This is a genomic window from Usitatibacter rugosus (genome assembly GCF_013003965.1).
GTDB classification, from domain to species: domain Bacteria; phylum Pseudomonadota; class Gammaproteobacteria; order Burkholderiales; family Usitatibacteraceae; genus Usitatibacter; species Usitatibacter rugosus.
Map to the genome: position 1 here is coordinate 324,349 of NZ_CP053069.1, position 13,442 is coordinate 337,790.

13 protein-coding genes and 1 tRNA gene are annotated in these 13,442 nt (G+C 67.8%); 9 read left to right on the forward strand and 5 right to left on the reverse strand.

The genetic code is table 11. From position 1 onward, the window contains the following. The first annotated feature begins 250 nt into the window (after positions 1–250). From fdnG to DSM104443_RS01755, 9 genes are all read left to right on the forward strand, one after another. A complete protein-coding gene (gene fdnG / locus DSM104443_RS01715; RefSeq protein ID WP_484600359.1) occupies positions 251–3,154 on the forward strand; it encodes a formate dehydrogenase-N subunit alpha in 2,904 nt (967 codons plus the stop codon). Positions 3,155–3,161: 7 nt separating this feature from the next. Further along, complete coding sequence (gene fdxH / locus DSM104443_RS01720) at positions 3,162–4,082, forward strand: formate dehydrogenase subunit beta (RefSeq protein WP_171088983.1); 921 nt, start codon at positions 3,162–3,164, stop codon at positions 4,080–4,082. Further along, on the forward strand, positions 4,075–4,716 hold the full coding sequence (locus DSM104443_RS01725; protein WP_171088984.1) for a formate dehydrogenase subunit gamma: 642 nt from the start codon (positions 4,075–4,077) through the stop codon (positions 4,714–4,716). The genes fdxH and DSM104443_RS01725 overlap by 8 nt, the downstream gene beginning before the upstream one ends. A gap of 9 nt (positions 4,717–4,725) precedes the next feature. After that, positions 4,726–5,709, forward strand: coding sequence for a formate dehydrogenase accessory protein FdhE (gene fdhE, locus DSM104443_RS01730; protein ID WP_171088985.1), 984 nt, complete (start codon positions 4,726–4,728; stop codon positions 5,707–5,709). Continuing rightward, the gene (locus DSM104443_RS01735; RefSeq protein ID WP_171088986.1) at positions 5,706–6,014 is read left to right on the forward strand and encodes a hypothetical protein; all 309 of its coding nucleotides are present in this window, start codon (positions 5,706–5,708) and stop codon (positions 6,012–6,014) included. Before fdhE ends, DSM104443_RS01735 begins: the two co-directional genes overlap by 4 nt. Positions 6,015–6,021: 7 nt before the next feature. Beyond that, complete coding sequence (locus DSM104443_RS01740) at positions 6,022–6,477, forward strand: glycine cleavage system protein H (protein WP_171088987.1); 456 nt, start codon at positions 6,022–6,024, stop codon at positions 6,475–6,477. A gap of 61 nt (positions 6,478–6,538) precedes the next feature. Then, positions 6,539–7,966 (forward strand): L-seryl-tRNA(Sec) selenium transferase, encoded by a 1,428-nt coding sequence (gene selA, locus DSM104443_RS01745; RefSeq protein WP_171088988.1) that lies wholly within the window; start codon positions 6,539–6,541, stop codon positions 7,964–7,966. Between the two features lie 2 nt (positions 7,967–7,968). Further along, entirely contained in the window at positions 7,969–9,876 is a 1,908-nt protein-coding gene (gene selB / locus DSM104443_RS01750) for a selenocysteine-specific translation elongation factor (RefSeq protein WP_171088989.1), read from the forward strand. A 14-nt stretch (positions 9,877–9,890) separates the two neighbouring features. Then, positions 9,891–9,986, forward strand: a tRNA-Sec gene (locus tag DSM104443_RS01755). 20 nt (positions 9,987–10,006) lie between these two features. Here the strand turns inward: DSM104443_RS01755 and DSM104443_RS01760 are convergent. From DSM104443_RS01760 to DSM104443_RS01780, 5 genes are read right to left on the reverse strand one after another with little or no spacing between them, the layout of a single operon-like run. Beyond that, positions 10,007–10,381, reverse strand: coding sequence for a DsrE family protein (locus DSM104443_RS01760; protein WP_171088990.1), 375 nt, complete (start codon positions 10,379–10,381; stop codon positions 10,007–10,009). A gap of 25 nt (positions 10,382–10,406) precedes the next feature. Further along, on the reverse strand, positions 10,407–11,198 hold the full coding sequence (locus tag DSM104443_RS01765; protein WP_246232446.1) for a molybdate ABC transporter substrate-binding protein: 792 nt from the start codon (positions 11,196–11,198) through the stop codon (positions 10,407–10,409). Next, complete coding sequence (locus tag DSM104443_RS01770; protein ID WP_171088991.1) at positions 11,195–12,022, reverse strand: ABC transporter substrate-binding protein; 828 nt, start codon at positions 12,020–12,022, stop codon at positions 11,195–11,197. Before DSM104443_RS01770 ends, DSM104443_RS01765 begins: the two co-directional genes overlap by 4 nt. Next, a complete protein-coding gene (locus DSM104443_RS01775; protein WP_171088992.1) occupies positions 11,998–12,729 on the reverse strand; it encodes an ATP-binding cassette domain-containing protein in 732 nt (243 codons plus the stop codon). The genes DSM104443_RS01770 and DSM104443_RS01775 overlap by 25 nt, the downstream gene beginning before the upstream one ends. Further along, the gene (locus DSM104443_RS01780; protein ID WP_171088993.1) at positions 12,722–13,426 is read right to left on the reverse strand and encodes an ABC transporter permease; all 705 of its coding nucleotides are present in this window, start codon (positions 13,424–13,426) and stop codon (positions 12,722–12,724) included. The genes DSM104443_RS01775 and DSM104443_RS01780 overlap by 8 nt, the downstream gene beginning before the upstream one ends. Positions 13,427–13,442 lie beyond the last annotated feature (16 nt).

The following is a 13,442-nucleotide window of genomic DNA, read 5'->3' on the forward strand; positions in this document are numbered from 1 at the left end:
GTGGCGTCCGGGAGGCATACATTGGTTGCACAACTCGAACCCGACGCAGGCACGAGGAGGCGCCTTTAAGATGGACATGAACCGGAGGCAGTTTTTCAAGGCATGCACCACGGGGTTGGCAGGTTCCAGCCTCGCAATGCTGGGGTACTCGCCCCAGGCCGTGCTCGCCGAAACGCGAAGCTTCAAGCTCGCGAAAACAACGGAAACGCGCAACACCTGCCCATACTGCTCGGTAGGCTGCGGCGTCCTCATGTACAGCCTGGGTGACAAGGCGAAGAACGTCGCCGCCGAGATCATCCATATCGAAGGCGACCCGGACCACCCGGTGAACCGCGGGACGCTGTGTCCCAAGGGAGCGGGCCTGCTCGACTTCGTGCATAGCGAGAACCGCCTCAAGTACCCGGAATACCGCGCGCCCGGCTCGGACGAGTGGAAGCGCATCTCCTGGGACGACGCGCTGGACCGCATCGCCAAGCTGATGAAGGCGGACCGCGACGCGAACTTCGTCACGCAGACGCCCGACGGCAAGACCGTCAATCGATGGCTGACCACGGGGATGCTCGCCGCATCGGCGTCCTCGAACGAAGCCGGCTACATCACCCACAAGGTCATCCGGACCCTCGGCACCCTCGTCTTCGACAACCAGGCACGCGTTTGACACGGCCCCACGGTGGCGAGTCTCGCCCCGACGTTCGGCCGCGGTGCAATGACGAATCACTGGGTCGACATCAAGAATGCCGATGTCGTGCTCATCATGGGTGGCAACGCCGCTGAAGCGCACCCGTGCGGCTTCAAGTGGGTGACGGAAGCCAAGGCGCATAACAAGGCGCGCCTGGTGGTGGTGGACCCACGCTTCACGCGCTCGGCCGCGATGGCCGACTACTACGCGCCCATCCGCGTCGGGACCGACATCGCGTTCCTGGGCGGGGTGATCAACTACCTCATCGGCAACAACAAGCTGCAGATGGAGTACGTGAAGCAGTACACCAACGCTCCGTTCCTGCTCACCGACCAGTACAAGTTCTCCGAGGGCATCTTCTCCGGCTACAACGAGGCGAAGCGCTCGTACGACCCCTCGTCGTGGGGCTACCAGAAGGACAAGGACGGCTTCGCCAGGGTCGACGAGACGCTGCAGGACCCGCTCTGCGTCTTCCAGGTGATGAAGGCGCACTACTCGCGCTACACGCCCGAGCTGGTGTCGAAGATCTGCGGCACGCCGAAGGACGCGTTCCTCAAGGTCTGCGAGTACATCGCCACCTCCGCCGGGCCCGATCGCGCCATGACGGTGATGTACGCGCTCGGCTGGACGCAGCACTCGCAGGGGTCGCAGATGATCCGCACGGCGGCGATCATGCAGCTGCTGCTGGGCAACATCGGCATCCCCGGCGGCGGCATGAACGCGCTGCGCGGCCACAGCAACATCCAGGGCCTCACCGACCTGGGCCTGCTCACCAACTCGCTGCCGGGCTACCTCACGCTACCGCGCGAGGCGGAGCAGGACTACGACAAGTACCTCGAGACGCGGACGTTGAAGCCCCTGCGCCCGAACCAGATGTCCTACTGGTCGAACTATCCCAAGTTCCACGTGAGCCTGATGAAGGCGTGGTACGGGAACGCGGCCACCAAGGAGAACAACTGGGCGTACAACTTCCTGCCCAAGCTCGACAAGAACTACGACGTGCTGCAGGCGTTCGAGCTGATGGGCCAGGGCAAGATCAACGGCTACATCTGCCAGGGCTTCAACCCGCTCGCGTCGTTCCCGCACAAGGCCAAGATCAACGCGGGGCTCGCAAAGCTGAAGTTCCTGATCGTGATCGACCCGCTCGCCACGGAGACCGCGGACTTCTGGAAGAACTACGGCGTCTACAACGACGTGAAGACGGCCGAGATCAAGACCGAGGTGTTCCGGCTGCCATCGACATGCTTTGCGGAAGAGGACGGCTCGCTCACCAACTCCGGGCGCTGGCTGCAATGGCACTGGAAGGGCGCGAATCCGCCGGGTGAGGCGCGCACCGACGTCGACATCATGGCGGAGCTCTTCCAGCGCATCAAAGCGCTGTACGTGAAGGACGGAGGCGCGTACCCGGATCCGATCCTCGCGCTCACCTGGCCGTACCGCATCGCGCGCTCGCCGTCGGCCGAAGAGCTGGCGATGGAATACAACGGCAAGGCGATCACCGACGTGCTCGCGCCGCCGAATCCGAAGGACCCGAAAGCTCCGCAGGCGGTGCTCGCGCAAGCGGGCCAGCAGCTCGCGGGCTTTGGCCTGCTTCGCGACGACGGCAGCACGGCGGCGGGCTGCTGGATCTACACCGGCTGCTGGACGCAGGCCGGCAACCAGATGGCACGGCGCGACAACGCCGATCCGTTCGGCATCGGCCAGACGTTGAACTGGGCGTGGTCGTGGCCGGCGAACCGCCGCATCCTGTACAACCGCGCGTCCTCGGACCAGAGCGGCAAGCCCTGGAATGCCAAGCGCAAGCTCGTGTTCTGGAACGGCAAGGCGTGGGGCGGCTCGGACGTTCCCGACATGCGCCCTGATGCCGCGCCCGACGAGCACGTGCAGCCGTTCATCATGACGGCCGAGGGTGTCGCACGGCTCTTCGCTCCGACGGGCATGGCGGAAGGTCCGCTGCCCGAGCATTACGAGCCGTTCGAGTCGCCGATGACGGTGAACCTGATGTCGCCCAACAACCCGAAGGCGTTCGCGAATCCCGCGGCGCGCGTGTTCAAGGGCGACATGGAGGCGTTCGGCAAGCCCAAGGACTTCCCGTACGCGGCGACGACCTATCGCTTGACCGAGCATTTCCACTACTGGACCAAGCATGTCGAGTCCAACGCGATCACGCAGCCGCAGCAGTTCGTCGAGATCGGCGAGGACCTCGCGAAGGAAAAGGGGATCGCGCACGGCGACAAGGTGAAGGTGCGCTCCAACCGCGGCGAGATCATCACGGTTTGCGTGGTAACCAAGCGGATCAAGGCCCTCGACTGCAACGGGACCAAGGTCCATACGGTCGGCATTCCCAACCACTGGGGCTTCAAGGGCGTGGCGAAGATGGGTTACCTCGCCAACGTGCTGACGCCCTTCGTGGGGGACGCCAATACGCAGACGCCGGAATACAAGGCGTTCACCGTGAACATCGAGAAAGCGTAGGCGCCCAATGTCCTCACTTCAATCGCTGGACCTGAAGCAACGCTCGGCCACGACCTCCATGCCACCCTCCATCCGGGCGACGCCGGAGGTCGCGAAGCTGATCGACATCTCGAAGTGCATCGGCTGCAAGGCCTGCCAGGTGGCGTGCGGCGAATGGAACGACATTCGCGACAAGGTCGGCACCAACGTGGGCGTGTACGACAACCCCGCGGACCTCTCGCCCGACTCGTGGACGGTGATGCGCTTCACCGAGCGCGAGGAAGCCGGCAAGCTCGAGTGGCTGATCCGCAAGGACGGGTGCATGCATTGCGCCGACCCGGGCTGCCTCAAGGCTTGCCCATCGCCGGGTGCCATCGTGCAGTACTCGAACGGCATCGTCGATTTCATCGAGGAGCACTGTATCGGCTGCGGCTATTGCGTCACCGGCTGCCCGTTCGACGTGCCGCGCATCTCGAAGGAAGACAACAAGGCGTACAAGTGCACGCTCTGTTCGGATCGCGTGTCGGTCGGCCTCGAGCCCGCCTGCGTGAAGACGTGCCCGACGGGCGCCATCATGTTCGGCACCAAGGAGGACATGAAGGAGCAGGCGGCCGAGCGTCTCGTGGATCTCAAGGAGCGCGGCTACCAGAACGCGGGCCTCTACGATCCGCAGGGCGTGGGCGGCACGCACGTGATGTACGTGCTGCAGCACGCGAACAACCCCGAGCTCTATGCGGGGCTGCCGGCGAATCCCACGATCAGCCCGATGGTGTCGCTGTGGAAAGGCGTGGCCAAGCCGATATCGCTGCTGGCAATGGGCGCCGTGGCGCTCTTCGGCTTCTTCCACTACGTGAGGACGGGCCCCAACGACGCCGATGGAGACACGGTTCCCGCGGAGAATCCGCCGCCCGATGCCGTTCCGCCCAAACGGGAGCGCGACCATGCATGAGCCCATCGAGACGACCGAGCGTATCGAGCGCTACGGGAAGAACGAGCGCACCAACCACTGGTTGGTGGCGATCTGCTTCGTGCTCGCGGCGCTCTCCGGCCTCGCGTTGCTGCATCCGGCGATGTTCTGGCTCACGGGCCTCTTCGGCGGCGGGCCGTGGACGAGGATCCTCCACCCGTTCATCGGCCTCGCGATGGCGCTGGGGTTCCTGTTCCTCGCGCTGCACTTCGCCGGCGAGAACCACGTGAACGAGTCGGACAAGCAGTGGATGCGGCAATGGCGCGACGTCGTGGACAACCGCGAGGATCGCCTGCCCGAAGTCGGCCGCTACAACGCCGGGCAGAAGGTCCTGTTCTGGGCGCTCGTGATCCTGATGCTGATCCTCGTCGTCACGGGCTTCATGTTCTGGCGCCCGTGGTTCGCGCACCTGCTGCCGATCTGGGCCGTGCGGGGAGCGACGCTGCTGCATTCCATCGCGGCGGTGCTGCTCATCATCTGCATCATCGTCCACGTCTATGCGGCGATCTGGGTGAAGGGCTCGATGCGCGCCATGATGCAGGGCTGGGTGAGCGGACGCTGGGCCCGCCGGCACCACGCGGCGTGGTACCGCCAGGTCACGAAGGATCGCTCCTAGCGGCGCTCGATGTCGACGGTCCACAAGCTCCTCACGCCCGAGGAAATCGCCTCCAAGGGTGGCGCGAAGATTCCGTTCCTCCACCTGCCGGAGCGTGCGGATGCATTCGCGAGCCGTGCTCGCCGCCTGCGCTCGCTGGCACCGGGCCACGCGCTCGAGGGTTACCTCGAGTTCATGGCGCTCGTCGCCGACCAGCAGCAGGTGCGGCTGGACAACATGCCGCCGGTCGCGATCCCGCGGCCCGAGGCGCTCGATCGCAGCCACGAGCACGGCATGCCGCCGATCGACTTCTCCACGCACGCGCGGGACGTCGGCTGGTGCGATTCGCTTCGCCGCATGCTGCGCGCGATCGCCGCGGAGACGGAGGGCACCACGCACGATGTCGTGGCGCGCCTCGAGAACAGTCCGGACGCGCTGTACGAGGCCCAGGCGAGCAAGCTGCTCGCGGGCATCACGTTCGGCCTCGACATCGCCACGGCTCCCTTGATCGGCGCCGGCCTGCAGGTCTACTTCACGCACCTCGCGCTGGCCCTGGGCCAGGACGCCATTCGCCCGATCGAGGTGCCCAGCGTGTGCCCGTGCTGCGGCAGCCGCCCCACGGCAAGCATCGCGCGTGTCGGTTCCGAGGCGATTGGCTTCCGCTTCCTCCACTGCTCGCTCTGCAGCACCGAGTGGCACATGGTTCGGGTGAAGTGCACGCACTGCGAGAGCACCAAGGGAATCTCGTATCTGTCGCTCGACGACGGAAAGTCCGAAGCCCGCAAGAGCCCCGTGCTCGCCGAGACCTGCGACGAGTGCAACCACTACCTCAAGATCTGCCACATGGACCGCGACCTCCACGTGGACCCGTGTGCCGACGATCTCGCCACGCTGGCCCTCGATCTCCTCGTCACCGAGGACGGCCGCGAGCCGTGGGGCGTGAACTACATGCTGGTCCACGGCGATCCCGACGCGCCCCCGTCCCAACCCCTCCTCGAGAAAGAGCTCCGATGAAATCCGCGCTGCTTCCCGCCGCCTTCTGCCTCGCGTTGCTCGCCGGCTGCGGCGACAAGTCCGCGACGACCTCCACGCCCACCGGTGCCGTGCCGAGCAGCAGCCCGCCGGCGGGCGCGCCTCCCGCGGTGACCGCGCCGCCGACGAACACGAGCTCCACGCCCGCGCCGACGACCGGAAGCCAGGCACCCAACGCCGCCGCCGAATCGAAGTCGCCGCCCACCACGACGCCGGGCAACACGAAGCAGGTGCAGGAATCTGCTGCGCACGGAGCGACGCAGACGACCGAGGAAAAGAAGAAGTAGGCGCATCGTGGCGACGGTGCGGGGCTTCGATTTCCCCGCCGAACTCCGGTACCTGCTCGAGCAGGACACGTGGGCGCGCCTCGAGCCCGGCGGCCTCGTGACAGTCGGCCTCACCTCGCTCGGCGGGCACATCTCCGGCGACTTCATCGACTTCACGCCCAAGGCCGTCGGCACGCGGATCGAGCGCGACCGCTCGCTGGGCGCGCTGGAGATGTCGAAGGTGATCCGCTCGGCGCGCTCTCCCGTGGCCGGCGAAGTCGCCGAAGTCAACGCGGCCGTGCGCGAAAACCCCGGGCTCATCAACGCGGATCCTTACGGCGAAGGCTGGCTGGTGCGGTTGCGTCCCGAGGACTGGGATCGGGATGCCGCATTGCTCGTCGCGGCCGATGGGCTCGGCCCGGCGGTGCTGGCTTACATGGAGCTGTTGTCCGAGTCCTTCGGAGTCGACGTGCCTCCGGCTTGAGGCGATATGCACACCCGCTCATATGGCCGTGGGTTCCGGTTGCTCCTAGAGTCGCTGATCCATGACTTCCGTCGCGCGTGACGCGCCGTTCGCCAGCCTGCCCTCGGTCGACAAGGTGCTGGGCGAAGCGACAACCCTGTCCCTCATCGAGCGCCACGGCCGGACGTGCGTGGTGACCGCCGTGCGCGACTGGCTGGCGGAAAAGCGTGCGGACATTGCAGCGGGGCGCCCGGCCGCGATCGACGAGGCCACGATGGCGAGCGAGCTCGCGCATCGTGTCGCGCGCCAAGTCGCGCCGCGCCTTCGCCGCGTCATCAACCTCACGGGCACCGTGTTGCACACGAACCTCGGCCGCGCGCTGATGCCCACTGAAGCAGTGCGCGCCGTTGCCGAGGTGATGGAGAGCTTCGGCAACCTCGAGTACGACATCGAGTCCGGCGGACGCGGCGATCGCGACGACCTGATCGTGCCGATCCTCGCGGAGCTGACGGGCTGCGAGTCCGCGACCATCGTGAACAACAATGCCGCGGCGGTGCTCCTCGCGTTGAACACGCTCTCGCGCGGCAAGGAGGCCGTTGTTTCCCGCGGCGAGCAGATCGAGATCGGCGGCGCCTTCCGCTTGCCGGACATCATGGCGCGCGCGGGCTGCAAGCTGCGCGAGGTCGGCACGACCAACCGCACGCACCTCAAGGACTACGCCGAGGCGATCGGCCCGAAGACCGGGCTGGTGCTCAAGGTCCACAAGAGCAATTACGCGGTCACCGGCTTCACCGCGGAGGTGGAAGAGGCCGAACTGGGCGCGCTGTGCCGTGAACGCGGCGTGCCGTTCCTCGTGGACCTCGGCAGCGGCGCGCTCGTGGACCTCTCGCGTTGGGGACTGCCGAAGGAGCCCACCCCGCGTGAGACGCTCGCGCACGGCGCCTCCGTCGTGACCTTCAGCGGCGACAAGCTGCTGGGCGGCCCCCAGGCGGGCATCGTCGTCGGCGACAAGGACCTCGTCGCGAAGATCAAGAAGAACCCGCTCAAGCGCGCGCTGCGCGTGAACAAGATGACGCTCGCGGCGCTGGAAGCCGTGCTCGGTCTCTATCGCGATCCCGATCGGCTTCGCGAGAAGCTCACGACGCTGCGACTGCTCTCGCGCGACACGGCCGAGATCCGTGCGCTGGCGCAGCGGCTGAAGCCCGTGTTCGAACGTGCGTTGGGCGAGGGCGTGTCGGTGAGCGTCGAGGAGTGCGCGAGCCAGATCGGCAGCGGCGCGCAGCCCGTGGAGCGCCTGGCGAGTGCGGCGATCGTGCTGCGCCGCTCGGGCCCGAAAGGAATGTCGCCGACGAAGCTCGAACGCACGCTGCGCGCACTGCCCGTGCCCGTGATCGGCCGCATCGCCGACGATGCGCTGCGGCTGGATCTTCGCTGCCTCGAGAACGAAGCGGAGCTGTGCTCACTGCTCGACGTCATTCCCGTGAAGACGGGAATCCAGCCGGGACGATAGCCATGATCGTCGGCACGGCGGGCCACATCGACCACGGCAAGACCTCGCTCGTGAAGGCGTTGACGGGCGTGGACACGGATCGCCTCAAGGAAGAAAAGGCGCGCGGCATCTCGATCGAGCTGGGCTATGCCTACAAGCCGTTGCCCGGTGGTGCAATCCTCGGCTTCGTCGATGTGCCCGGACACGAGAAGTTCGTCGATCACATGGTGGCGGGTGCGACGGGCATCGACTTCGTGTTGCTGGTCATCGCGGCCGACGACGGCCCCATGCCGCAGACCCTCGAGCATCTCGACATCGTGTCGCTGCTGGGCGTGCGCACGGGCGCGGTCGCCATGACGAAGGTGGATCGCGTGGATGCCACGCGCCGCGCCGAATGCGAACGCGAGATCCGCGCGCTGCTTTCCGGAGGACCGCTCGCGGATGCACCGATCTTCGGAGTCTCGAGCGTGACGCGCGAAGGACTCGATGCGCTGCAGGCTCACCTCCAGGAAGCCGCCGCGGCGCAAGACGCCCGGCGCCCCGGCGCGGGCTTTCGGTTGGCCGTGGACCGATGCTTCACGCTCGACGGCATCGGGACCGTCGTGACGGGGACGGTTTTTTCGGGCGCGGTGACCGTGGGCGATGAGGTCATCGTGTCGCCTTCGGGGGAGCGCACGCGCGTTCGCAGCCTGCATGCCCAGAACCGCACGGCCACCGTGGGCCATGCGGGCCAGCGCTGCGCCCTCGCGCTGGGGGGCATCGCGAAGGAGGCGATTGCGAGAGGCGACTGGATCGTGGCGCCGCCGTTGCACCTGCCGACGGCGCGCATCGACGTGCGCCTGAGGCTTTCCGCGCGCGAGGCGAAGGCCTTCCGGCACTGGACCGCCGTTCACCTGCATCTCGGTGCCGCGCACGCGCTGGCGCGCGTAGCGCTGCTCGAAGGCGAATCGCTGGCGCCGGGGTCGGAGGCGCTCGCGCAGCTCGTCGTCGGGCAACCGATCGGCGCATGGGCCGGCGATGCGTTCATCGTCCGCGATGCTTCGGGTGCCCGCACGCTCGGAGGCGGCGTTGTCGTCGACCCCGTCGGCCGCGAGCGTCATCGCCGGGCGCCGGAGCGCCTCGACACGCTGCGCAGGCTCGAAGCGCCCACGCCCGCCGCGCGCTTGCACGCGTTGCTGGAGGCGAGCGACACCGGTATCGATCTCGATCAATTCCGTGCGACGCAGAACGTCGCGGGCAGCGAGCTCGAGCTCGGCCGAGACGTGATTCGCATCGAATCGGGAGGGCGCGACATCGCGATCGGCGCGGCTCCCTGGCAGAGGTTGCGGGACACGTTCGTCGAACGGCTCGCGCGCTCGCACGAGGAGCGGCCCGAGGAGCTCGGCCCGGACCTGGGCCGCGTGCGGCGCATGGCGTTCCCGCGTCATCGTTCCGCGGTGGTCGATGCGCTCGCCGCCTCGTTGCTCGAGGAGGGACGCGTCGCGCGCAGCGGCCCGTGGTGGCATCTCCCCACGCATTCGATCCGGCTCACCGAGCGCGAGGAGCAGCTCGCCCGCGCGATCCTGCCGCGGCTCGATGCCGAGGGCGTCGATCCGACATGGGTGCGCGATCACGCGAAGGCCGTCGGCGCTCCCGAGCACGAGGTTCGCGCGCTGATGCGGCGGCTGGGACGGCGCGGCGACGTCTTCGCGGTCGTGAAGGATCTCTATTTCTCGCGCTCCGCCGTCGAGCGGCTTGCACTGGCAGCGAAGGCACTCGACGACGAGTCCGGTGCCGTGCGTGCGGCCGAGTTCCGCGACCGCATCGGCATCGGTCGCAAGCGCGCCATCCAGATCCTCGAGTTCTTCGACCGCGTGGGCTTCACGCGCCGCGCCCACGACGAGCACCGCGTGCGCGGCGACAGCCTGCTGCGGCTGGGGGAGAGTCCCTAGCGGCGCCAACAAACGGAAGGGATCCGCTCCCGGTGGGGCGGCCGGCCTTCAAAGCCGGTGGGGGACGCCAGGCGTTCCCGGGTGGGTTCGACTCCCATTCCCTTCCGCCAGCCTCTTCCGAACGGCGTGGCTAGAACACCAGCGTGCGCCAGGCGGGATCGATCGCGCGTTCCGCGAAAGCGGCCGCGCCCGCCGTGCCGGAGAAGCCTTCGACCATCGCTTCGTTTCCCTGCAAGCGCGCGGACTTCGCCGTGGTGCACGCGAGGAATCGCACGCCGGCCTGCGCGGCCTGCCGCATGAAGTGGTCGAGCGTCTCGCCCCGGCCGCAATCGAGCCGCTCGCCTTCGCCCGCGACCAGCAGCCGTACGCATTCGCCCGCGAAGTGCATCTCCACCTCCGCGTCGAGCGCGGCCGCCGCGGCGGCATAGACGAACGGTGCGGCGAGCAGCGCGGGACGATCCGGCGTCGCGGACCAGACGAGGATCGCCAGGCGAACGCGGCTCATGTCACGGAGCGGAGGGACCCGGCAGTCACGGAGCGGAGAAACCGTGCGAGGCGAGGACTGATTGTCCCGCCGGTGAAAGAATGAACGCGGCGAAGCGCTCGCCGCTCGGCGAGACTCCGTTCATCACCGCGAGGCCGTACTCCGCCCCGACCGCGAGCGTCTCCGGAAGTGCGACGATTTCGAGCGTGGGCTCCTCGCGCTTCGCGAGCGCTGCGCCGGTGCAATACGTGAGGAAGATATCGACCGAGCCGTTGGCGACCAGCACGCCGTACGCGCTGCGATCCTTAGGCGGCGGCGGTGAGGTCGGACCTCCCACGAGCTGCAGCGCCTTCTTCGAGAGCGACTCGAACGCGCCGGGCTTGAGCTTCTCCGCGCGCTCGAACACCTGCCACGCGTAGTCGCCCGACGGATCGGCCTTCGGCGTCGAGGTGGCCAGCTTCACGCCGGGCGAGAGCATCTTCTCGAGGAGGTTGTCCGTCGTCGCTCCGACCTTCGGAGATACGAGCGCACAGAGCTTGTTGCGGGCGAAGGCTCGAACGAGCTGCGCCTTGCCCGCATCGACGAGCGCCTTCGGATGCTCCATGTTCGCGGAGGCGAAGAGGTCCGCCGCTTCACCCTTCGCGAGGCGATCGCGCAGGATCCCCGACGGGCCGAACTCGAACATCACGTCGCTGCCGCCTGCGATGCGGAAGACAGTAGCCACCTCGGTGAGCGCGGCCTTCAGGCTTCCGGCCGCGTAGACCTTTGGTGCCGTGGACTGCGCCATGGCGGGCAGGGCGATCGCGAGGGCGAGGATGCGAAGCGCGAGCCTGATCACGGCTTGTAGTTGGGGAAGAAGAGCTGCTCGCCGTCGATCTTGTACGCGGCGATCGCCGACTGGCCCGCGGGCGAGATCACCCAGTCGATGAACTTCTGGCCCATGTCCTTCTTCACGTGCGCGTGCTTCGCCGGATTCACGAGCATCACGCCGTACTGGTTGAAGAGCTTCACGTCGCCCTCGACCAGGATCACGAGGTCTCCGCGGTTCTTGAACGAGAGCCACGTGCCGCGGTCGGTGAGCGCGTAGGCGTTGAGGCCCGAGGCGGTGTTGAGCGTGGGGCCCATGCCCGAGCCGGTTTCGCGATACCACGGGCCCTTCGGCGGATCGATGCCGGCGGCCTTCCAGTAGCGGAGCTCGGCGGCGTGCGTGCCGCTCTTGTCGGCGCGCGAGGCGAACGGCGCCTGGGCGGCGGCGATCTTCTTCAGCGCGGCCTCCACGTCCTTGCCCTTCACGCCGGCGGGATCCGCCTTCGGGCCCACGATGATGAAGTCGTTGTACATCACCTCGAAGCGCTTCACGCCGAAGCCCTCGGCGAGGAATTTCTCCTCGGCCACCTTGTCGTGGACGAAGACCACGTCCGCATCGCCCTTGCGGCCCATGTCGAGTGCCTGGCCAGTTCCGACGGCGACCACGCGCACGTCGAAGCCGAGCGCCTTCTTCGCTTCCGGCAGCAGGTGCTTGAAGAGGCCCGACTGCTCCGTGGAGGTCGTCGAGGCAACGGTGATGAAGTCCTGCGCCTGCGCGGAGAGCGCGAAGAGCAGCGCCGCGGCGAACGAAGCCGCGAGCCGGGAGGGGCTCAGGCGGGAGAGGAAACGGACCATGGCAATTCTCCTTCGAGGAATGCGGCCGCTTCCGGCGACCGCGGGTTGTTGAAGAACGTCGTGGCCGCGGCGCGTTCGACCAGCCGGCCGCGGTGGAGGAAGAGGATCTCGCCCGCGACGCGCTTCGCGAAGCCGAGGTTGTGCGTGGTGAAGACGAGCGCGGTACCGCCGCGGCCGATCTCGCTCATGGTGCGTTCGACCTCGGCGCTGGCGGAAGGATCGAGGCTGGCCGTGGGCTCATCGAGGAACAGCACGCGCGGTTCGAGGGCCGCGGCTCGAGCGAGGGCGAGCCGTTGCTGCTCGCCGCCGGAGAGTACGCGCGCCTGACGGTCGGCGAGGTGGGCCAGGCCCACGCGTTCAAGCGCGGCACGGGCGCGGATGTTGCGTTCCGATCCGTCCACGCCGTTCACGGCGAGTGCATATTCGACGTTCGCGATCGCCGAGCGCCGCAGCAGCACCGGCCGCTGGAAGACCATCGCCTGCGCGGACGGCCTTGCCGTCGACCCGGCCCATGTCACCGCGCCCGAGGTCGGCGCGATGAGGCCATGGAGGACGCGAAGCAGCACGCTCTTGCCGGCGCCGTTTGCTCCGAGGATCACGGCGGGAGCGGTGCCGTCGAGCGTGAAGCTCACGTCGTCCACCGCCGTGTGCCCGTCGAACCGGACGGTGATCGCGCGAGCCTCGAGCGGGAGCATCGCGTCAGCCATATCGCTTGGCGCTCCATTCGCGGATCGCGTAGGCGATGGCGTTCAACCCGAGCACGATCAGGAGCAGCACGATGCCCAGGCCGAGCGCGAGGGGAAGGTCGCCCTTGCTCGTCTCCAGCGCGATCGCGGTCGTCATCACGCGCGTGACGCCGTCGATGTTGCCGCCGACGATCATCACGGCTCCGACCTCGCTCGCCGCGCGCCCGAAGCCGAGCAGCACGACGGTGAACAGCCCGTAGCGAAGGTCCCAGAGCATCGTGGGAATGGCGCGCAGCGGCGTCACGCCGAGCGAGCGGAGCTGTTCCTCGTACTCGCGCCATCCGTCCTCGACGAATTGGCGCGCGAGTGCGGCCACGATCGGCAGCACGAGCAGCGCCTGCGCGATCACGATGGCCTTCGGAGTGAAGAGGATGCCGAGCGAGCCGAACGGGCCGGCTCGCGAGAGCAGGAGGTAGACCACGAGGCCCACCACCACGGAGGGCAGGGCGAGCAGCGCATTGAGAATCACGATCGCGGCACGGCGGCCGGGGAAACGCTCGACGGCGACCAGGGCGCCCAGGGGCAATCCGAACAGGCAGGCGAGCGCGGCGGCAGCGAGGCTCACCTCCAGCGAGAGGATCACCACTTGCCACAACGAGGAATCACCACCGGTGATGAGGCGAAGCGCGAGGCCGAGGCTCGCGCCGAGGTCGTTCATGTCCGCGATTCTGCCC